The organism is Nostoc sp. (assembly GCF_036919815.1).
Taxonomy (GTDB): Bacteria; Cyanobacteriota; Cyanobacteriia; order Cyanobacteriales; family Nostocaceae; genus Nostoc.
This window is the reverse complement of sequence record NZ_JBALCE010000034.1, coordinates 17,609-35,813: the sequence shown is the minus strand read 5'-3', so window position 1 is coordinate 35,813 and position 18,205 is coordinate 17,609. Positions and strand designations below refer to the sequence as shown.

The 18,205-nt window shown below is 45.4% G+C and carries 31 protein-coding genes; 1 reads left to right on the top strand and 30 read right to left on the bottom strand.

Going from position 1 to position 18,205, the window contains the following annotated elements; genetic code table 11:
* Positions 1-49 precede the first annotated feature (49 nt).
* From rpmE to rplC, 30 genes are all read right to left on the bottom strand, one after another.
* A complete protein-coding gene (gene rpmE / locus V7K15_RS09825) occupies positions 50-292 on the bottom strand; it encodes a 50S ribosomal protein L31 (RefSeq protein WP_292799343.1) in 243 nt (80 codons plus the stop codon).
* Between the two features lie 607 nt (positions 293-899).
* The gene (rpsI, locus tag V7K15_RS09820) at positions 900-1,316 is read right to left on the bottom strand and encodes a 30S ribosomal protein S9 (RefSeq protein WP_012410698.1); all 417 of its coding nucleotides are present in this window, start codon (positions 1,314-1,316) and stop codon (positions 900-902) included.
* Complete coding sequence (gene rplM, locus V7K15_RS09815; RefSeq protein WP_292799340.1) at positions 1,316-1,777, bottom strand: 50S ribosomal protein L13; 462 nt, start codon at positions 1,775-1,777, stop codon at positions 1,316-1,318. The genes rpsI and rplM overlap by 1 nt, the downstream gene beginning before the upstream one ends.
* A gap of 65 nt (positions 1,778-1,842) precedes the next feature.
* Entirely contained in the window at positions 1,843-2,691 is an 849-nt protein-coding gene (gene truA / locus V7K15_RS09810) for a tRNA pseudouridine(38-40) synthase TruA (RefSeq protein WP_334905254.1), read from the bottom strand.
* Positions 2,692-2,758: 67 nt separating this feature from the next.
* Positions 2,759-3,109 carry a 50S ribosomal protein L17 gene (gene rplQ, locus V7K15_RS09805; protein WP_094349105.1) on the bottom strand — a complete coding sequence of 117 codons (351 nt, stop codon included), beginning with the start codon at positions 3,107-3,109 and terminating at the stop codon, positions 2,759-2,761.
* A 32-nt stretch (positions 3,110-3,141) separates the two neighbouring features.
* Positions 3,142-4,089 (bottom strand): DNA-directed RNA polymerase subunit alpha, encoded by a 948-nt coding sequence (locus tag V7K15_RS09800; protein ID WP_334905198.1) that lies wholly within the window; start codon positions 4,087-4,089, stop codon positions 3,142-3,144.
* Positions 4,090-4,482: 393 nt separating this feature from the next.
* The gene (gene rpsK, locus V7K15_RS09795) at positions 4,483-4,878 is read right to left on the bottom strand and encodes a 30S ribosomal protein S11 (protein WP_012410703.1); all 396 of its coding nucleotides are present in this window, start codon (positions 4,876-4,878) and stop codon (positions 4,483-4,485) included.
* 54 nt (positions 4,879-4,932) lie between these two features.
* On the bottom strand, positions 4,933-5,313 hold the full coding sequence (gene rpsM, locus V7K15_RS09790) for a 30S ribosomal protein S13 (RefSeq protein WP_334905196.1): 381 nt from the start codon (positions 5,311-5,313) through the stop codon (positions 4,933-4,935).
* 115 nt (positions 5,314-5,428) lie between these two features.
* Positions 5,429-5,542, bottom strand: coding sequence for a 50S ribosomal protein L36 (gene rpmJ / locus V7K15_RS09785; protein WP_015129703.1), 114 nt, complete (start codon positions 5,540-5,542; stop codon positions 5,429-5,431).
* 117 nt (positions 5,543-5,659) lie between these two features.
* Positions 5,660-5,884: a translation initiation factor IF-1 gene (gene infA / locus V7K15_RS09780; RefSeq protein WP_006276978.1), complete on the bottom strand. Its 225-nt coding sequence runs from the start codon at positions 5,882-5,884 to the stop codon at positions 5,660-5,662.
* A gap of 206 nt (positions 5,885-6,090) precedes the next feature.
* Positions 6,091-6,645 carry an adenylate kinase gene (locus V7K15_RS09775; protein WP_334905194.1) on the bottom strand — a complete coding sequence of 185 codons (555 nt, stop codon included), beginning with the start codon at positions 6,643-6,645 and terminating at the stop codon, positions 6,091-6,093.
* Positions 6,645-7,958 (bottom strand): preprotein translocase subunit SecY, encoded by a 1,314-nt coding sequence (gene secY, locus V7K15_RS09770; protein WP_334905192.1) that lies wholly within the window; start codon positions 7,956-7,958, stop codon positions 6,645-6,647. The genes V7K15_RS09775 and secY overlap by 1 nt, the downstream gene beginning before the upstream one ends.
* Before the next feature lie 74 nt (positions 7,959-8,032).
* Positions 8,033-8,476 carry a 50S ribosomal protein L15 gene (gene rplO, locus V7K15_RS09765; protein ID WP_292799326.1) on the bottom strand — a complete coding sequence of 148 codons (444 nt, stop codon included), beginning with the start codon at positions 8,474-8,476 and terminating at the stop codon, positions 8,033-8,035.
* Positions 8,477-8,551: 75 nt separating this feature from the next.
* The gene (rpsE, locus tag V7K15_RS09760; protein ID WP_094328453.1) at positions 8,552-9,079 is read right to left on the bottom strand and encodes a 30S ribosomal protein S5; all 528 of its coding nucleotides are present in this window, start codon (positions 9,077-9,079) and stop codon (positions 8,552-8,554) included.
* A 106-nt stretch (positions 9,080-9,185) separates the two neighbouring features.
* Positions 9,186-9,548: a 50S ribosomal protein L18 gene (gene rplR, locus V7K15_RS09755; protein WP_099101131.1), complete on the bottom strand. Its 363-nt coding sequence runs from the start codon at positions 9,546-9,548 to the stop codon at positions 9,186-9,188.
* 2 nt (positions 9,549-9,550) lie between these two features.
* On the bottom strand, positions 9,551-10,099 hold the full coding sequence (rplF, locus tag V7K15_RS09750; RefSeq protein ID WP_292759691.1) for a 50S ribosomal protein L6: 549 nt from the start codon (positions 10,097-10,099) through the stop codon (positions 9,551-9,553).
* Positions 10,100-10,209: 110 nt separating this feature from the next.
* Complete coding sequence (gene rpsH, locus V7K15_RS09745) at positions 10,210-10,611, bottom strand: 30S ribosomal protein S8 (protein WP_012410712.1); 402 nt, start codon at positions 10,609-10,611, stop codon at positions 10,210-10,212.
* Between the two features lie 20 nt (positions 10,612-10,631).
* On the bottom strand, positions 10,632-11,180 hold the full coding sequence (rplE, locus tag V7K15_RS09740) for a 50S ribosomal protein L5 (protein WP_334905190.1): 549 nt from the start codon (positions 11,178-11,180) through the stop codon (positions 10,632-10,634).
* Between the two features lie 119 nt (positions 11,181-11,299).
* Positions 11,300-11,653 carry a 50S ribosomal protein L24 gene (gene rplX, locus V7K15_RS09735; protein WP_334905188.1) on the bottom strand — a complete coding sequence of 118 codons (354 nt, stop codon included), beginning with the start codon at positions 11,651-11,653 and terminating at the stop codon, positions 11,300-11,302.
* The gene (gene rplN, locus V7K15_RS09730) at positions 11,653-12,021 is read right to left on the bottom strand and encodes a 50S ribosomal protein L14 (RefSeq protein WP_069070772.1); all 369 of its coding nucleotides are present in this window, start codon (positions 12,019-12,021) and stop codon (positions 11,653-11,655) included. The genes rplX and rplN overlap by 1 nt, the downstream gene beginning before the upstream one ends.
* A 46-nt stretch (positions 12,022-12,067) precedes the next feature.
* Positions 12,068-12,316: a 30S ribosomal protein S17 gene (gene rpsQ / locus V7K15_RS09725; RefSeq protein WP_292799315.1), complete on the bottom strand. Its 249-nt coding sequence runs from the start codon at positions 12,314-12,316 to the stop codon at positions 12,068-12,070.
* Positions 12,317-12,322: 6 nt separating this feature from the next.
* The gene (rpmC, locus tag V7K15_RS09720; RefSeq protein ID WP_334905186.1) at positions 12,323-12,550 is read right to left on the bottom strand and encodes a 50S ribosomal protein L29; all 228 of its coding nucleotides are present in this window, start codon (positions 12,548-12,550) and stop codon (positions 12,323-12,325) included.
* 3 nt (positions 12,551-12,553) lie between these two features.
* On the bottom strand, positions 12,554-12,979 hold the full coding sequence (gene rplP / locus V7K15_RS09715) for a 50S ribosomal protein L16 (RefSeq protein ID WP_334905184.1): 426 nt from the start codon (positions 12,977-12,979) through the stop codon (positions 12,554-12,556).
* A gap of 87 nt (positions 12,980-13,066) precedes the next feature.
* Positions 13,067-13,846: a 30S ribosomal protein S3 gene (gene rpsC, locus V7K15_RS09710; RefSeq protein ID WP_334905182.1), complete on the bottom strand. Its 780-nt coding sequence runs from the start codon at positions 13,844-13,846 to the stop codon at positions 13,067-13,069.
* 54 nt (positions 13,847-13,900) lie between these two features.
* Positions 13,901-14,257 carry a 50S ribosomal protein L22 gene (gene rplV, locus V7K15_RS09705; RefSeq protein ID WP_334905180.1) on the bottom strand — a complete coding sequence of 119 codons (357 nt, stop codon included), beginning with the start codon at positions 14,255-14,257 and terminating at the stop codon, positions 13,901-13,903.
* An 81-nt stretch (positions 14,258-14,338) separates the two neighbouring features.
* Positions 14,339-14,617 carry a 30S ribosomal protein S19 gene (gene rpsS / locus V7K15_RS09700; RefSeq protein WP_012410721.1) on the bottom strand — a complete coding sequence of 93 codons (279 nt, stop codon included), beginning with the start codon at positions 14,615-14,617 and terminating at the stop codon, positions 14,339-14,341.
* Positions 14,618-14,724: 107 nt separating this feature from the next.
* A complete protein-coding gene (gene rplB / locus V7K15_RS09695; protein WP_334905178.1) occupies positions 14,725-15,588 on the bottom strand; it encodes a 50S ribosomal protein L2 in 864 nt (287 codons plus the stop codon).
* Between the two features lie 154 nt (positions 15,589-15,742).
* Entirely contained in the window at positions 15,743-16,057 is a 315-nt protein-coding gene (locus tag V7K15_RS09690; RefSeq protein ID WP_196518341.1) for a 50S ribosomal protein L23, read from the bottom strand.
* Positions 16,050-16,688 carry a 50S ribosomal protein L4 gene (rplD, locus tag V7K15_RS09685; protein ID WP_334905252.1) on the bottom strand — a complete coding sequence of 213 codons (639 nt, stop codon included), beginning with the start codon at positions 16,686-16,688 and terminating at the stop codon, positions 16,050-16,052. Before rplD ends, V7K15_RS09690 begins: the two co-directional genes overlap by 8 nt.
* 103 nt (positions 16,689-16,791) lie before the next feature.
* Positions 16,792-17,424: a 50S ribosomal protein L3 gene (gene rplC / locus V7K15_RS09680; protein WP_334905176.1), complete on the bottom strand. Its 633-nt coding sequence runs from the start codon at positions 17,422-17,424 to the stop codon at positions 16,792-16,794.
* A 292-nt stretch (positions 17,425-17,716) separates the two neighbouring features.
* Between rplC and V7K15_RS09675 the strand changes: the two genes are divergently transcribed.
* On the top strand, positions 17,717-17,962 hold the full coding sequence (locus V7K15_RS09675) for a hypothetical protein (protein ID WP_334905174.1): 246 nt from the start codon (positions 17,717-17,719) through the stop codon (positions 17,960-17,962).
* Positions 17,963-18,205 lie beyond the last annotated feature (243 nt).

The window sequence follows — 18,205 nt, the reverse complement described above, 5'->3', positions numbered from 1 at the left end:
AAATCGACCCAGCTGATGCAGGGCCGTCGTTAACAGCAGAGCCAACTCGCTACTTTTTGTTTTCTTCGTCGCCAGATGTTTGAGTGCTGCTCATACCGTACTTGCGGAGGAAGCGCTCTACTCGACCTTCAGTGTCAATAATCTTCTGAGTGCCGGTGTAAAATGGGTGATTTCCAGACCAAACATCTACGTGCAATTCTGGCTTAGTAGAGCCAATGGTCATAACAACTTGACCGTTGCAGTAAACTTTAGCGTCTGGATACCACTTGGGGTGAATATCAGATTTAGCCATTGTTTTTTGTGGGATGAATCTATATAAATTTTGACACTCTCAAGTCTAAAGACACTGAGATTCTTGGCTCAACGACGGACTTTAAAACCCAATATCCTTACGGCAATACTTAAACTTTTTGACCGTACCATAGCACCAATCAACGAGCCTAATTTATTGAATCCCAGAGAGTCTATCTTCTCAAGCGTACTAGGATATATGAACCTAGAGTTCGAGCGTGCCCCGCCCTACTTTTTGATCAAAAATATTTGTTTTCTCTGTATTTGGGTACTTTGTTATTACCCTAACTGTTTTAAGAGTTTTCGTTGGCTCTTTGCCCCTAAATTCTTAGCTGAAAGTGTGTCTTAACTGTTTCACAATGCTAAAGGAGTTACACCTTGACAATATGATTATATCACAAGTGACTCTTCCTAAAGTCCCACGAATCGTACCTCAGCCCTAAAGGGACTGAGTTTTACGCTTACCAAGTGGTTTGTGGTTTCGTATAATTTTCAGGTTTCAATTGGGGCTAGGAAGTGGGCAGTGGGGAGACGAGGAAGCAGGAAAAGAATAACTATTGGTTATTTATTGATCAATGCCCCATGCTCCATGCCCAATGCCCCATACCCTAACGCTTAGAATACTGAGGTGCTTTCCGGGCTTTATGTAAACCATATTTCTTCCGCTCTTTTGCCCTGGGATCGCGAGTCAAATAACCTTCGGTTTTCAAAGGTGGGCGGTTGTCTGGGTCTAGTTGGCACAAAGCACGAGCAACTCCCAAACGAACAGAATCAGCCTGTCCGGTCAAGCCGCCGCCTTCTGCTTTCACCAAAATGTCATATTCGTTTTCTAGTCCCAGAGTTTCCAGGGGTGCTTTGATCACTCCCAGGTAGTTGGGGTTAAATTGGAAATACAAATTTCCATCTTTACCGTTTACAGTCAGTTGACCAGTGCCTGGAACCAAGCGTACCCTTGCTACTGCGTTCTTACGACGACCAGTACCCCAGTATACGGCGCGACCGCTATTGGCGTCTGCTACTACCATTAATTTTCTTCTCCAGGAATTGTACTAATTTGTAGTTCTTTAGGTTGTTGAGCATCATGGGGATGCGTCGGACCAGCGTAGACTTTCAGCTTGGTGAACAACTGCTTGCCCAGGCTATTTTTAGGTAGCATACCTTTAACAGCCTGTTCTAAAATCCGCTCTGGTATGCGCTGTTGCAATTTAGCGAAAGTTTCCGTTTTCATCCCACCGGGACGACCAGAATGGCGACGGTAAAGCTTTTGAGTGCGCTTTTTGCCTGTAACTGCGACTTTCTCGGCATTGATGACGATTACGAAGTCACCTGTATCTAGGTGGGGTGTATATTCGGGTTTCTTTTTGCCTCTCAAAATCTGGGCGATTTCGCTGGCGAGGCGACCGAGGCGTTGATCGGTGGCATCTACTATGTACCACTCATGCTCAAGGGATGCTTGAGAAGGAAGGTATGTTTTACTCGTTGTCATTTGTCATTTGTCCTTTGTCATTTTTAATTTGTCATTAGTCATTTGTCCTTTGTCATTTGTCGTTATTAAGAACCAATGACTAATGACTCTTGACTAGTGACGAACTTTGGCAAGGTGTCGTACCAAATCTCTTTGGGAAAAGGAAAATCTGGATAGCCGACTCGCAACAAGCACAAACCTTGGGGCGGTGCGGCGTATTTCACTTCTTCCCGACGTTGTTCTTTCCAGAGTTCGGTGAAGCTAGAAAGTGTCCGTTGTCCAGAACCTACTTGTACTAGCATCCCTACCAATAGCCGTACCATGCCATACAAAAATCCATCTGCCTGTATTTCAATATGGATAAATGGCCCACTGCGACGACACTCTGCTGCTTGCACCTCTACCCAGGAATGCGATCGCTTTGAGCCTGCACGGTGAAAAGCAGCTAAGTGATGCTTTCCCAACAGAGGTTCCAGGGCAGCTTGAATTAAAGATTCATCCAGGGGTGCATAATAATAATGCCAACTGAAGGGTCTTACAAACAAGTTAAGTCGATCTTCAGTATATATTGTGTAGCGATACCGTCGATAGGCTGCACTAAAGCGAGCGTGCCAACGGTTATCTACACTAGCTGAAGCCCTGATTAATATATCTGACGGCAGATAGCTATTGAGGATTGTTGCCCACTTGTGAGGCGGAATTAAACCTGTTGCTTCAAAATGGGCGACTTGAGCAGCAGCGTGAACTCCAGAATCAGTTCGTCCGGCACCGTGTAGTGTCACATGATGCCCAACAATAGTAGCGATCGCTGTTTCGATTTCTTCTTGGACTGTCCGCTGTTTTTTTTGCCGTTGCCAGCCATGAAAATGAGTGCCCAGGTATTGGATAACCAGGGCTACTCGATGAGTTTGTGTAGGCTGGTGGCTTTCTAACATACAGATTTTGTCCTTTGTCATTTGTCCTTTGTTATTCACTAATGACTAATGACCAATGACTAATGACTTAAACCAATTCAATTATGGCCATTTTGGCATTATCACCCCGACGCGGTACGGTACGCAGAATGCGGGTATAACCGCCCTGGCGATCGCCATATCGAGTCGGAGCTTGCTCAAATAGAGCGTGAACCAGTTGTTTGTCGAAAATATAGCCAAGGGCTTCGCGGCGTGCTGACAAGGAGCCATTTTTGGCTAGGGTAATCATTTTTTCCACTTCACTTCGCAGAACCTTCGCTCTAATTAAAGTGGTGGTGATTTTACCATGACGGATCAGCTCGGTGGCGAGCGATCGCAGTAAAGCACGGCGTTGATCGGCTGGTTTACTGAGTTTTTTGACGCGACAACGGTGACGCATAATTATGCACTATGAATTATGAACGGTTTTTTTTAAGGGTGTTTAGAGCCTCTTTCCATTGGCAGGGTGATGCCCAAGCGTCGCTGCAAAGCTTCCACAACTTCTTCTGCTGACTTCTGCCCAAAGTTCTTAATTTCTAAGAGGTCTTCTTGGGTATAATCCAACAAATCTGCCACAGAGTTAACTTGTGCCCGTTTGAGACAGTTATATGCCCGCACAGAAAGTTGCAACTCTTCGATGGGTATCTGGGCAGTTGGGTCGTCTGGAATATCAGAACCCGTATCTGTTGGTTCGAGGGAGATGTCTTTCAACGGGTTGAATAAATCTACCAAGATCGCAGCGGCCGAAGATAGTGCTTCTTGAGGGGAAATACTGCCATTTGTCCAAACTTCCAACAGGAGTCGGTCTTTTGGAATCAAGTCTTCCCCACGAGATTCTTCAACACTGTAGTTGACTTTTCGCACCGGCATAAATATTGAATCGATTTGGAGAAAATCCAACGATGTGGCTTCCTCACGTCCTCGCTCAACGGTGCGATAGCCTTTGCCTTTCTCGATCCGAAATTCCATTTCCAGCTTTCCACCCTCAGCGATGGTGGCTACATACTGGGTCGGATCGATCACTTCTACTTCACTGGGCAAATCAAAATGTGCCGCAGTGATTGTTGTTGGGCCGCTAACGAGTAATCTACCAATCTGGGGCTGCGAAGAATAGTTTTTCAGGATAACTTCCTTCATTTTCATGAGGATTTCCAGCACATCTTCCCGCACGCCCGGAACTGTGGCGAACTCATGTGAGACACCTGCAATTCGCACTGCTGTAACTGCTGTACCTTCTAGATTAGACAGTAAAACCCGCCGCAATGCGTTGCCAACAGTTGTTCCTTGACCGCGATCTAGAGGTTCCAGAACAAATTTACTGTAATGGTTCCGACTTTCTTCGGTATTCGACTCTACACATTCAATTTGAAACTGCGCCACGGATGAGCCTCCCTTTTTCTAAGGTGCTGCTAGCAGACAAATCAATTGCCTCCCGAATTGATTGCCAATTTTCGATTTTGGATTTTGGATTTTAGATAGTGCTTCTTTGGTCTATGCTCCACCTCTTGTAGGCAGAACAAATCTTAAATCATCAACTTAAAACCCACGAAGCCCTGCACCCTTATAGTCGGGATCAATCTAAAATCGCAAATCTAAAATCCAAAATTGATTAATAATATTTTGGATAGCCGGAAGTTTAACAGCTTTCCCGGCGGGAAAATCTGACACGCTTCTGCTCGCCCAAGCTTTCACCCAATGACAGTTTGCACGTTAGACGCCCAAGCGGTCATTGCTGGTTGTAACTTTTCGTCCTCACTGCCCAAGTCTTGGTGTTTAAACTCGACGGCGCTTGGGTGGACGACAACCATTGTGAGGAATCGGAGTAATATCCCGAATTAGTGTAATTTCCAGTCCTGCTCCTTGAAGTGCCCGGATAGCGGTTTCTCTACCTGCTCCTGGACCACTGACCATTACCTCAATTTGGCGCATTCCTTGATCAATAGCTCGACGGGCTGCACTTTCAGCAGCGGTTTGCGCTGCAAAGGGAGTTCCCTTTTTTGCTCCCTTAAAACCGCTAGAACCAGCACTAGCCCAGGAGATGACATCTCCATTTTGATCGGTAATGGTGACAATGCTATTGTTGAAAGTAGACTGGATGTAGGCCATCCCACTGGGTACATTCCGTTTCTGCTTCTTGCTCCCGGATTTTTTAGTTGGTTGTCTCGCCATACTTGTTTAGTTGATTTAAGGTAAAACTTGCTCGGATTAGCAAGCGTTGCAAAATTATTTCCCTGGAGCCTTCTTCTTCCCAGCCACTGTCTGCCTTCTCCCTCGACGGGTTCTGGCATTTGTGCGAGTTCTTTGTCCTCTGACTGGTAAGCCCATACGATGACGACGCCCTCTGTAGGTACCAATGTCAACTAGGCGCTTGATGTTCAAAGACTCCCAGCGCCGCAAGTCGCCTTCAACTTGATAGTTGCTTTCTATTTCCCCTCGCAGGGCTGTCACATCGGTATCACTTAAGTCCTTAACGCGGATGTCTGGGTTCACACCAGTAGCCGCTATAATTTCTTGAGAGCGTGATAACCCAATTCCGTAGATGTAAGTCAGACCGATCTCGACGCGCTTATCGCGTGGAAGGTCTACTCCGGCAATACGTGCCACAATGAACTCTCCCTATTGTTCTCGCAATTACTGTTGGTTGGAAAAACGTGATTAATCGCGTCTTTTCGTTTTAATGATCATCTGCGTGTTACAACTGGCTCTATTGGTAAGAGCGTTAGCCTTGACGTTGTTTGTGCTTGGGGTTCACGCAGATCACCATGACGCGACCACGACGTTTGATCACGTTGCACTTTTCACAAATTTTCTTGACTGAGGCTCTAACTTTCATCCCTTTTATTCTTTGACTCCAAATATAAAATTATAGCATTTCTAGAGAAATTAATCAACTTAATTGACTATGAAACAGTCAAAAAAATGGTTTTATGGTAAGATTCTCTACATATAGTTACTTCTTACGCAAGCGATAGGTAATTCTGCCTTTTGTCAAGTCGTAAGGAGTTAACTCCACCTTGACGCGATCGCCGGGCAAAATCTTGATATAATTTCGGCGAATCTTACCGGAAATGTGTGCCAGCACATTAAAGCCATTGTCCAAGTCAACGCGAAACATCGCATTGGGCAAGGACTCTGTAACCGTGCCTTCCATTTCAATCAAATCTTGTTTAGACAATTTGTTTTTTCCTCAACTCAACAATTTCATGTTCAGTTGCAGCACTTTATCTGCAAAGAAACACATTTTAATAAATATATCAACAGTTTATTAATATATCTTAGCTAAAATCGCTCTACTTCTTGCTAGGTGGTAATTGGGGAGTGGGGAGTAGTCAGTGGTGAATTCTCTACTCCCCACTCCCCACTCCCTACTCCCCCTACTTTTCAGGAAACGATTACCTTTTGCAGTTCGCCAGTGACTTCTTCTTGGGACTGATTGCCATTTACTGTTAAAAGTTTTTGGCGATCGCCGTAATAATCAATTAAGGGTGCAGTTTCAGCGCGGTACACTTCTAACCGACGACGAATCACCTCTTCGGCATCATCTTTTCGTCCTCTAGCTAGCAAACGTGCGATCACAACTTCATCTGGTGCATCTAGATTGACTACCTTTTCGCCACTCTGATGTATTGTTTCCAGCAATTCTTCTAAAAAAGTCGCTTGCGTCACTTTGCGGGGAAAACCATCAAGAATCCAACCATTTTCTGCATCTGGTTGGCTGAGGCGCTCCTGTACCAAGTCCTGCACTAGCTGATCGGGTACTAACTCACCGCTATTTACATAGTTTTGAGCTTTGATTCCCAAAAGAGTTTGCTCTTTCATGGCTTGTCTTAATATTTCACCAGTAGAAATATGGGGAATATTCAAGTGTTCAGCCAAGGTTTGAGCTTGTGTTCCTTTACCAGCTCCAGGTGGTCCCAAGAAGATTAGTCGCGTCACTATTGTTTCACCATTCCTTCATAGCGCTGAGATATCACGTAAGTTTGGATTTGTCTTGCCGTATCAATCGCCACACCAACTAGAATTAACAAAGAGGTAGCACCCAGTCCCTTAAAGGTAGGTACTCCTAAAGCACTTTCCACACCGGTTGGGATAATCGCAACCAAGCCTAAAAACATCGCCCCCAAAAAGGTGAGTCGGTTCGACACGCGTTCGATGTACTCACTAGTCGCCTTACCCGGACGAATGCCAGGAATACTAGAACCCATTTTTTTCAAGTTCTGCGCCACATCTACCGGGTTGAGAATCAACGAAGAATAGAAGTAGCTGAAGAAAATGATCGAAATCATGTAGACCAAGGCATAGACCCACGAGCTAGAACCGCTTGGACTGAGATAAGTGTTAACTATATTCGCCAATTCGGTATTTTTAGTAAAATTGGCGATCAGCAGTGGCAAACTGAGGATGGCCGCGGCAAAAATAATTGGCATTACCCCGCCTTGATTTAGCCGCAAGGGTAAAAAGCTACGTTGCTCTGCCAAAACTCGACGACCGACTTGGCGACGAGCCGAAATAATCGGGATGCGGCGCATTCCTTCCTGTACAACCACAATCCCAACAATGGTTGCCAGGAAAACTAAGATCAATACGATCACGCGACCCACTGTTTCTCGACCGCCGACTTGCACCAAGTCGATAGTATCGCCCAAAGCTTTTGGTAATGAGGCGACAATGTTGACAAAAATCAACAATGATGCTCCATTTCCAATCCCACGTTCTGTAATTAGTTCTGATGCCCACATTACGAACATAGAACCAGCTGTCAGAGCGATCGCAGTTTCAGCTACAAAGATTGGGCCTGGGCTTAAGGCAAATTGCTGGAGGAATAATGCCGAGAAAGCTGTACTTTGAATAATTGCCCAACATACAGTTACATAGCGGGTAATTTGCGATATTTTTCGCCGACCCGCTTCGCCTTCATTTTTCTGTAAATTTTCTAAAGATGGAATCGCGGCGGTGAGCAATTGGATAATAATAGAGGCATTAATGAAGGGTAAAATCCCTAAAGCAAAAACGCCCAAAGTTGAAAGTCCGCGTCCTGAAAATATATCCAATAAACCGAATACGGAATTATTTCCCGATATGGCTTCGTGAAACCGTTCTCGATTAATTCCTGGTATGGGCAAGAAGATGCCCAGGCGAACCAAAATTAAAATACCGACAGTGACAAGCAGCCTACCTCTCAGCCCGGCTGCTTGTGCCATCTGCATAAAAGTTTCTTGAGCCGTTGGGGCTTTATCTCGACTGATCATAGAGTGCTACCTTTATAGTGAACTCGGCGCTGACAGCGAGTTGGCTTGCATTTAAGTGCGCTGTTCCGGCTCACTCATAAGACTTCACAACTCCCCCCAGCTGCCTCAATTTTGCTACGAGCTGTACCTGTGAAAGCTGCCGCTTGTACTTTGAGCGGAGTGCTCAATTCCCCGTTACCTAAAATTTTCAATGGCCCCTTGACAGCAGTCAGGATACCTGCGGCTTTCAAGGAAATCAAAGTTACTTCTGTATTAGCGGGAAGGGACGCTAGCTTCTCTACATTAATCGTAGTGTAAATCTTCTGATTCACAATCGGAAAGCCCTTCAGCTTAGGCAAGCGGCGGTACAATGGCTGTTGACCACCTTCAAAACCTGGTCGAGTACCACTACCAGAGCGAGCTTTTTGACCTCGCATACCTAGACCAGCACTAGCACCTTGACCGGCAGAAATACCTCTACCTACACGCTTCTTACGTTTCTTTGAGCCTTTTTGTGGCTTAATATCATGGAGTCTCATAAGTTATCAAGTTCTCATTTGTCGTTTGTCATTTGTCATTTGTCCTTTGTTATTCACTAATGACTAATGACTAAATTAGATGTAGAGATTTTGAATAGGAATACCGCGATCTTCGGCGACCTCAGAAAGAGTACGCAGTGTAGATAAGGCATTGACTGCGGCTCTAGCATTATTGAGCGGATTGTTAGAGCCAAGTTGCTTGGCTAAGACGTTACGAACTCCTGCCAATTCCAACACAGTTCGCACAGCACCACCCGCAATTACCCCAGTACCAGGTGAGGCTGGACGCATAATCACCTTTGCACCGCCACCGACACCATCAATGGGATGGGGGATGGAGTTGGATTTGGTGATTGGGATATCAATGAGGTGTTTTTTGCCGTCGGCTACGCCTTTTTTGACGGCGCCAATTACATCTGAGGCTTTTCCTACTCCGACACCAACTTGACCACGTTCGTTACCGACAACAACGATCGCTCGGAAGCTGAGTTTTTTACCACCTTTGACCACTTTACTCACGCGTCGGATTTGGATTACCCGTTCTTGCCAAGTGGTTTCTTCTTTTTTGGCACGCTTTGTTCTACTTTTACGCTCTGTTGCCATAATCAATGCTCTCTTAATGTCATTTGTCAGTTGTCATTTGTCAGTTGTCATTTGTCTTTTGTCATTTGTCCAATGACTAATGACCAATGACTAATGACCAATGACTTTAGAAATCTAAACCAGCTTCTCGTGCTGCATCAGCTAGAGCTTTGACACGACCATGATATAAGTTACCACCGCGATCAAAGACTACTTTGGTGATGCCTTTTTCTAGCGATCGCACTGCGATCAACTTACCAACTTGCACCGATGCGTCGCGGTTTGCACATGACGCTAAACTAGATTTCAACTCTGGTTCTACAGTCGATGCTGCCACTATAGTTTGATGTTGAGTATCATCAATTATCTGGGCATAAATATGCTCATTAGAACGAAATACCGCTAAACGCGGACGTTCCGGTGAGCCAATAACTTTGCCACGAACGCGTCGATGACGACGGTTTTTTGATTCTCTACGAGTAAGTTTCATTTCTACTTCTTACCACCCTTACCAGTCTTACCAGCTTTCCGCCTGACCACTTCACCGGCATAGCGAATGCCTTTACCTTTGTAAGGTTCTGGTGGACGAACGGCACGAATTTTTGCGGCTGTGTTGCCGACGATTTCTTTGTCATAGCCGCTAACAATGACATTAGTAGTCCCTTCGACTGCAAACTGAATTCCATCTGGGGGAACAATTTGCACCTGATGGCTGTAACCCATATTTAAAACTAGGTTACGCCCTTGAAGTTGTGCCCTGTAACCAACACCTTGAATTTCCAACCGACGTTGAAAACCTTGGGAAACTCCCTCGACCATGTTGGCAACTAAAGTGCGGCTCAAGCCGTGCAGCTGCTTTGAGGTACGAGTTTCATCCCGACGGGTTACGTGTAATATTTCTCCCTCTTGAGAGACTGAGACATTAGCTGTGAGAGTGCGAGAAAGTTCTCCTTTCGGCCCTTTCACCACAACATTCGCACCATCGATCGCCACTTGGACTTTGGCGGGAATGGTAATTGGACGTTTACCAATACGAGACATGACTTTTTGTCCTTTGTTATTTGTCCTTTGTCCTTTGTCCTTTGCCTTTCACTAATGACTAATGACATAGGCGCTTCGCCTTCCCGCAGGGTATGACTAATGACCAATGACTACCAAACGTAACAAAGCACTTCCCCACCCAAGTTCTGACGCCGCGCTTCGCGGTCAGTCATGATTCCACTGGATGTAGAAATAATGGCAATGCCAATGCCGCCTAGTACCCTTGGTAATTCTTTTCTATTGGAGTAAACACGCAAGCCAGGCTTACTCACTCGCTTTAAGGCGGTGATCAGAGGCTGACGGTTTTTACCCTTGTATTTCAGGGAAATCACTAGGTTGTGTTTTACCCCTTCTTCTGCTTCTTCAATTTCAGCAATAAAGCCTTCCTCCCGTAGTACTTTGGCAATACTCCGGGTCATTTTTGTAGCTGGCACTTGTGTAGTTTGATGCCGCGCCAGGTTGGCATTGCGGATGCGCGTCAGCATATCTGCAATTGTGTCGTTAGCCGCCATCGTTCCCTCTATTGATGAACTTATTGATCGCGAAAGGGCATTCCTAATTCTTTAAGTAAGGCGCGACCCTCTTCGTCGTTTTTTGCTGTGGTGATGATGGAAATATCCATCCCACGCACTTGATCGATGCTGTCGTATTCGACTTCTGGAAAAATTAGCTGTTCTCTCACACCCAGAGTGTAGTTACCGCGTCCGTCAAAGCTTTTAGGGCTGACGCCGCGAAAATCTCGAATTCTAGGCAGTGATAGGCTAACGAGTCTGTCAAAAAAGGCATACATCCGTTCGGCTCTCAGAGTAACCATGATCCCTACAGGCATACCCTGACGAATCTTAAAGCCAGCGATCGCCTTTTTCGCCCGTGTCACCACTGGTTTTTGACCTGTTACCACGGCAATTTCGTTAATGGATGCCTCTAGTGACTTCGCATTTTGAGCCGCTTCACCCAAACCTCGGTTAATCGTAACCTTTACCAACTTCGGTACTTGATGAACGTTGCTATATTGAAACTGATTGACCAGTTTTGGGACGATTGTCTCTTGATATAAGGTTTTTAGTCTTGTTGTCGCCATAGTTTTTTTGTCCTGATATCCCTGGGCTTGGTCAGGGAACTTTTATTGTCCTTTGTTATTTGTCCTTTGTCCTTTGTCTTTTTACTAATGACTAATGACTAATGACCAATGACTAATGACTATTTATCCAGAATCTCGCCAGTTTTCTTGAGTTTCCTGACTTTTTTACCTTCTGAGTTAAAGGTATAACAGACACGACTGGCAACGTTTTGCTTGGTGGAATAAAGCATCACGTTGGAGCTATGAATCGGGAATTCCTGGGTGAGAATCCGCCCTGATTCCCCTTCTTGCTGGGGTTTGACGTGCTTGGTTTTAATGTTGACACCTTTGACGATAACTTTACTCAGTTGGGGAAGTGCCTGAGTAATTTCGCCAACTTTTCCTTTGTCTTTGCCAGCAATCACTTGTACGGTGTCGCCAGTTTTGACGTGCATTTTGTGGAATACTTTGGGCGTACCTTGTTTGGTTGCCATTAAAGCACCTCCGGAGCCAGTGAAACAATTTTGGTAAAGTTTTTATCGCGCAGTTCCCGTGCAACTGGGCCAAAAACCCGTGTGCCTCTGGGATTACCGTCTTTGTTGATGATCACAGCCGCGTTATCATCAAAGCGAATGCTCATGCCACTGTCACGAGATACAGCTTTCCGAGTTCGGACAATTACTGCTTCCACGACATCGGACTTTTTTACAGCCATGTTGGGTGTAGCATCTTTGACAACGGCGATAATTTTATCGCCGATAAAACCATAACGGCGGTTGCCTCCACCTAAGATGCGGATGCACATTAGTTTACGGGCGCCGCTATTATCTGCGACATTCAGGTAAGTCTGGGGTTGAATCACAATTATTCTCCCTTGTAATGTTGTTAGTTTCTAACAACGATGAGGTTTAAGTAGGTTTGACGTTGAGGACTTCTGTGATTTTCCAGCGCTTGGTTTTACTCAGGGGTCTAGTTTCCTGAATACGAACGCGATCGCCTACTTTACACTGATTTTCTTCGTCGTGAACTTTATATCGTTGAGTGTTAACTACAATCTTGCCGTACTTGGGGTGAGGAGCGCGGTTTTCTATGGCAACTACCACAGTTTTTTGCATTTTATCGCTCACTACCAAGCCAACTCGTTCTTTAACTGTCATAATCTCCTACTTTTCTTCTTTAGCCGATTGACTTGCAGCCCGTTTGCGTTCTGTTTCTAGCGTCAGCAATTGGGCTAACCGGTGTCGGATTTGTCGGAACTGGTGGGGCTTTTCTAGTTGTCTAGTGGCTTTTTGCAAACGCAACTGAAATAGTTGTCTTTTGATGGCGACAATTTCATCAGAGAGTTTCTCGTCACTTAATTCTCTAGCTTCTGACATTTTGGGAAGAGGCATAAGCTACTCCTGCTCCTGTGGTTGAGGGCGCACAATAAACTTGGTTTTTATGGGCAGTTTAAATGAAGCCAAGCGCATCGCTTCACGGGCGATTTCTTCAGTTACTCCACCGATTTCAAACAAAATTCGCCCTGGTTTGACTACAGCTACCCAATACTCTGGATTACCTTTACCGGAACCCATCCGGGTTTCAGCAGGACGCATGGTTACAGGTTTATCAGGGAAAATCCGAATCCAGATTTGTCCACCCCGACGAATATAACGGGTCATTGCCCGACGCGAAGCCTCGATTTGCCGGGCGGTAATCCAAGCAGGTTCTTGCGCTTGGAGTGCAAAATCACCGAAGTTCAGGGTGCTGCCACGGGTGGCTAGTCCCTCCATCCGTCCGCGCTGTTGTTTGCGGAATTTAGTTCTTCTAGGGCTTAACATGGTTTGTCACTTGTCATTTGTCAATGATCATTTGTCATTTGTCATCTGCCATTTACTAATGACTAATGACTAATAACTAATGACGATTTATCCTTCATTTGAGCGGTCTTCAAATTGCTGGCGACGACGTTGTTGTTGACGACGACGGGGTTCACGATCACGATCGCCGCGATCGCGTGGATCACGAGTTGCGGGTGGTAAAGGAATTGCTTCCTGTCCAGGGATAATTTCTCCCTTAAACACCCATACTTTGATACCCAAAATGCCGTAAACAGTTTTTGCCGTGCAATAAGAGTAGTCAATGTCAGCCCGTAAGGTATGTAAAGGTACTCTCCCTTCACGAGTCCACTCTGTCCGGGCAATTTCTGCACCGTTGAGCCGACCGCTGACTTGGATTTTAATACCTTGAACACCAGCGCGTTGGGCACGCTGAATCGATTGTCGCACTACCCGCCGAAAGGAAACCCGCCGTTCCAATTGTTGAGCAATGTATTCCGCAATCAGGTAGGCATCAGCATCAACTCGTTGGATTTCAACTACGTTAATGCGAATTTGGCGATTACTACCCAACAGTCCTTGGAGTCCGGTACGTAAGGATTCGATGCCTTGCCCACCACGTCCAACTACTACACCGGGTCTAGCTGTGCGTACTTCTAAGTCGATTTGGTCAGCTTTCCGCTCAATTCGTACCTCAGAAATTCCGGCGTTGTTTTGAGCCAGTCTACCCAGCTTTTGTTCTATGTATTGACGGAGTTTGTAGTCTTCTTGGAGAAGTTCTGGATAGCGATCAGGAACAGCAAACCAACGGGATTGATGTTCATGTGTAATACCCAGGCGAAAACCAACTGGATGAATTTTCTGTCCCACGAATGCTTCCTCTAAAATTTCTGACTTGACGCAATTTATTCGTGTAAAAAAAGCTTATTTTACTGGGGCAGCTGCAACAGCCACAGTAATATGACACGTCGGCTTGCGAATTTGGTAAGCTCGACCTTGCGCCCTTGGCTGGAAGCGCTTCAAGGGCGGTCCTTGATCGGCATAAGCTTGAGTAATCACGAGTTGAGTCCGATCTAATCCAGCGTTGTGTTCGGCATTAGCAGCAGCGCTTCTGAGAACCTTCAATATGGGTTCAGTAGCGCGATAGGGCATGAATTCCAGAATGATTAACGCTTCTCGGTACGATCGCCCCCGGATTTGATCGAGTACGCGACGCACTTTGTAGGCCGAGATGCGGATAAAACGAGCGATCGCCTTTACTTCAGTAGTATCATTAGCCATAATTTTCTCCAATTTTGTCATTTCTCATTGGTCATTTGTCACTTGTCTTTAGCTAATGACTAATGACTTCATGACTAATGACTACCTACCTGCTTTTTTATCGCTTTTTCCATGACCCCTGTAGGTGCGTGTCGGGGCAAATTCCCCCAACTTATGACCTACCATCTGTTCATTTACAAAAACTGGAACGTGTTGGCGTCCGTTATGAACAGCTATGGTATGACCTACCATTAGGGGTAAAATCGTCGAAGCTCGTGACCAAGTTTTAATAACTTCTTTTCTATTGTTGTCGTTGAGCTTTTCAATTTTCTTTAGGAGATGGTCCGCAACGAAAGGACCTTTTTTTAGAGAACGACCCATAGTTCTATTTTGGATTTAGGATTTAGGAATTAGGAGTGAGGAGTTAGGAGTGAGGAATTAGTAAGTTAGATTCAACTCATAACTCATAACTCATAACTTCTAACTCTTTAAGATTCACGACCACCGCGACCGCGTTTAGAAGACTTACGGCGACGACGTATAATCAATTTGCTGCTGAGTTTCTTGCGATTGCGTGTCTTCGCACCCAATGTAGGTTTACCCCAAGGTGTTACAGGTCCCGATCTACCGATAGGTGCCCTACCTTCACCACCACCATGTGGGTGATCCACTGGGTTCATGACGCTACCTCTAACCTTAGGACGGCGACCTTTCCAGCGATTTCTTCCGGCTTTACCTGCACTCAGGTTTCTCGCATCCGTGTTGCCGACTTGCCCAATGGTGGCGTAGGACTCGCGTCGAATCAAGCGGACTTCTCCTGAAGGCAACTTCAGAGTTACATAATTACCTTCTTTTGCCACGACTTGGGCGCTAGCACCAGCAGCACGCACCATTTGACCACCTTTACCAGGAGTCAGTTCTACGTTGTGAACACTAGTACCCAAGGGAATCTTCCAGAGCGGTAAAGCATTACCATCTTCAAAGGGAGCCTCAGGCCCAGCAATAATTATGGTTCCAACTTTCAACCCGTTGGGGTGGAGAATGTACCGTTTTTCGCCATCTTGGTAATACAAAAGGGCAATTCGGGCATTGCGGTTAGGATCGTATTCAATCGCTGCGACTTTGGCAGGAATATTAAGTTTATCCCTTTTAAAATCGATGATCCGATAAAGCTGTTTGTGTCCGCCACCCCGGCGACGACTAGTAATCCGCCCGTGATGATTCCGACCTTTAGCGCGATGCTTCGAGGTTGTTAGGGATTTCTCTGGCTCGGTTTTGGTAATTTCCGCAAAGTCAGAGATTGTAACTTGGCGAGTGCTGGGGGTATAAGGGCGATAAGAACGAGTACCCATAATCTATTTTGGATTTTGGATTTTTAATTTTGGATTTACTTAATTTTGGATTTTGGATTTTGGATTTAATGAGTGTTTAAATAATTGCGACCATCTTTGGTACTTATTTACTAAACTCTTCAATCTAAAATCTCAAACCTAAAATCTAAAATTCCTAGACATCTGGGAATAGGACTTGTCTAATCTTGTCTTCATCTCCAGGTGCGACGGTGACGATCGCTCGCTTATATTGGGGTTTATAACCAATAAATTTACCAACGCGCCGCTTTTTACGCGGTGGTAGGATGGTGTTGACTTTTACAACCTTGACCTGAAACAAGTCTTCGATCGCAGCCTTGATTTCTGGCTTAGATGCCTTTGGAATTACTTCAAAGGTATACTTATTCTGCTCCATCAAGATAGTCGCCTTCTCGGTGACAATTGGGCGACGCACTAAGTCGGCAAGGTCGCGGGGGTCAAAGCTAGGCACTGTAGACCTCCTGAATTTTTTCTAGGGCTGATGCCGTAACTACAATTTTGTCAGCGTGCAGTAAATCAAAAACATTTAGCTGGTCGGCTGCAATTAGTTTTAAATTTTCAATGTTGCGGGCTGACAAATAAATGTTATCTGTATCCGCAATCTCAGACAAAATTAACAGTGACTTGCTTTCTGGTACAACTCCCCAACGGGCAAGGGCTGCCACTAATTCTTTAGTCTTGGGGCGAGATAGCTCGGTGCTAAATTCTTCTACTACTATCAAGTCGTCAATGCGGCCTACAAATGCTGTCCGCAATGCTAAACGCCGCTCTTTGCGGTTCAACTTGAGGTTGAAGTCTCTGGGCTTTGGCCCAAAGATCACACCACCACCACGCCATAGTGGTGAACGAATAGAGCCTGCACGAGCGCGACCAGTACCTTTTTGTCGCCAAGGTTTACGGCCGCCACCTCTGACTTCAGCACGAGTTTTTGTACTGGCATTTCCTTGACGAGCATTGGTCAATTGCCGTACTAAGGCGCGGTGTACTATATGAGACGCTGTTTGTTCTTTGGCAACGCGCAACTCGAAGGTTGTCTCACCAACCTGTTCTCCTTGCCAATTTTTAACTACGCTTTCAACCATCTTTGTTATCTGTCCTTTGTCCTTTGTCATTTGTCATTGGTCTTTTGCCATTTGTCCTTAGCCAATGACTTTTGACTAATGACTTTTGACTAATAACTTTTGACTATCCCACTATTTTTGCAGGCACAACACTTACTAAAGCACCCGGTTTACCAGGAATGGCTCCCTTAATTAGCAATAAGTTGCGTTCGGGGTCAACTCGCACTATGGTCAGCTTGCGGATTGTGATCCGTTTCCCACCTAAACGCCCTGCCATCCGCTTACCTGGATAGACACGACCTGGTGTTGTACCAGCACCAATAGAACCGGGCGCTTTGTGGTTTTTGGAACCATGTGACATGGGTCCACGAGCAAAGTTGTTGCGCTTCTGGTTTCCCGCAAAGCCGCGACCGATGCTTGTGCCGACTACATCGACAATTTGACCTGCACTAAAAATATCTGCTTTAATCTGTTGACCTAAAGCATAATCACTAGAGGTATCGGTGTGATACTCATTTAGGTGACGCAATGCTGGGGCAGATGATTTCGCCAAATGACCCAGTAGTGGTCTGTTTAGTGCTTTTGGTTTGACTTCGCCATAACCAACTTGAATGGCAAAGTAACCGTCGGTTTGTTTCGTTTTAACTTGTGTAACGGTGCATGGACCTGCTTGAATGACAGTCACAGGAATGGCTACTCCTGCTTCGTCAAATATTTGGGTCATGCCCAGCTTGGTGCCGAGAATACCTACAGACACAGTAACTGGTTCTCCTTTATACTTGCTGACCTTGGAATTGGACTCTAGAAGACACGTTTTGTCCGCATCAGTTTAGGCTGGGTTAGCCTGCGAATTTGGGAATGGCTTCAATAAACCGCTCCAAATGCTTTGGGCACAACAAACCGTGTGCGTACTGCTAGGTGAATCTGTTTAGCTTCACTGCTATATAAAAACTAGACAAGTCTAGATATTTATTTCTGACTTCATCGGGGGCATGGAAGCGGTTAACCCTCAGTAAGCTTTCACGCTTTAGCTAAACGTGATCAATTACTTGCTCACTAAGTCACCAGAACAACCACAAGTTCCTTTCCAATGGGAAGGAATAACTTCTGGAATCAATGCAATGCTCTACAACTTTAACCTGTGTGCAGCAATGCTTTTGTCCAAGCAATTGCTCTGGCACTTTCTGGAGGCGGGTTTTCCGATTTGTATAAGCCCAAAGACCGGCTTCCCGAAGGTTGGCTACTGCCCTGTTGCAGTTGGACTTAAGCGGTTCTTACCGCCCAGTATCCGTTAACTGAGACTGACGTCATGCCATAAACCAACATTGCTGCTCAGTTTTTACTTCCTTAAATACCTTAAACTATTGTTTAAGATTTTGCCTGCTTTTTCAGAGGCATAGGAGTAAATGTACTTTGGAGCTTAGGATTAGCTTTGGTTTTTCTTCCATCAGATCCAATATTGACCTGAAAGCTTTCTTAGTTTACCAGTCTATGAGCAATCTGAGTTAGATTCAGCTTTTGATGCTAACACTACCTCA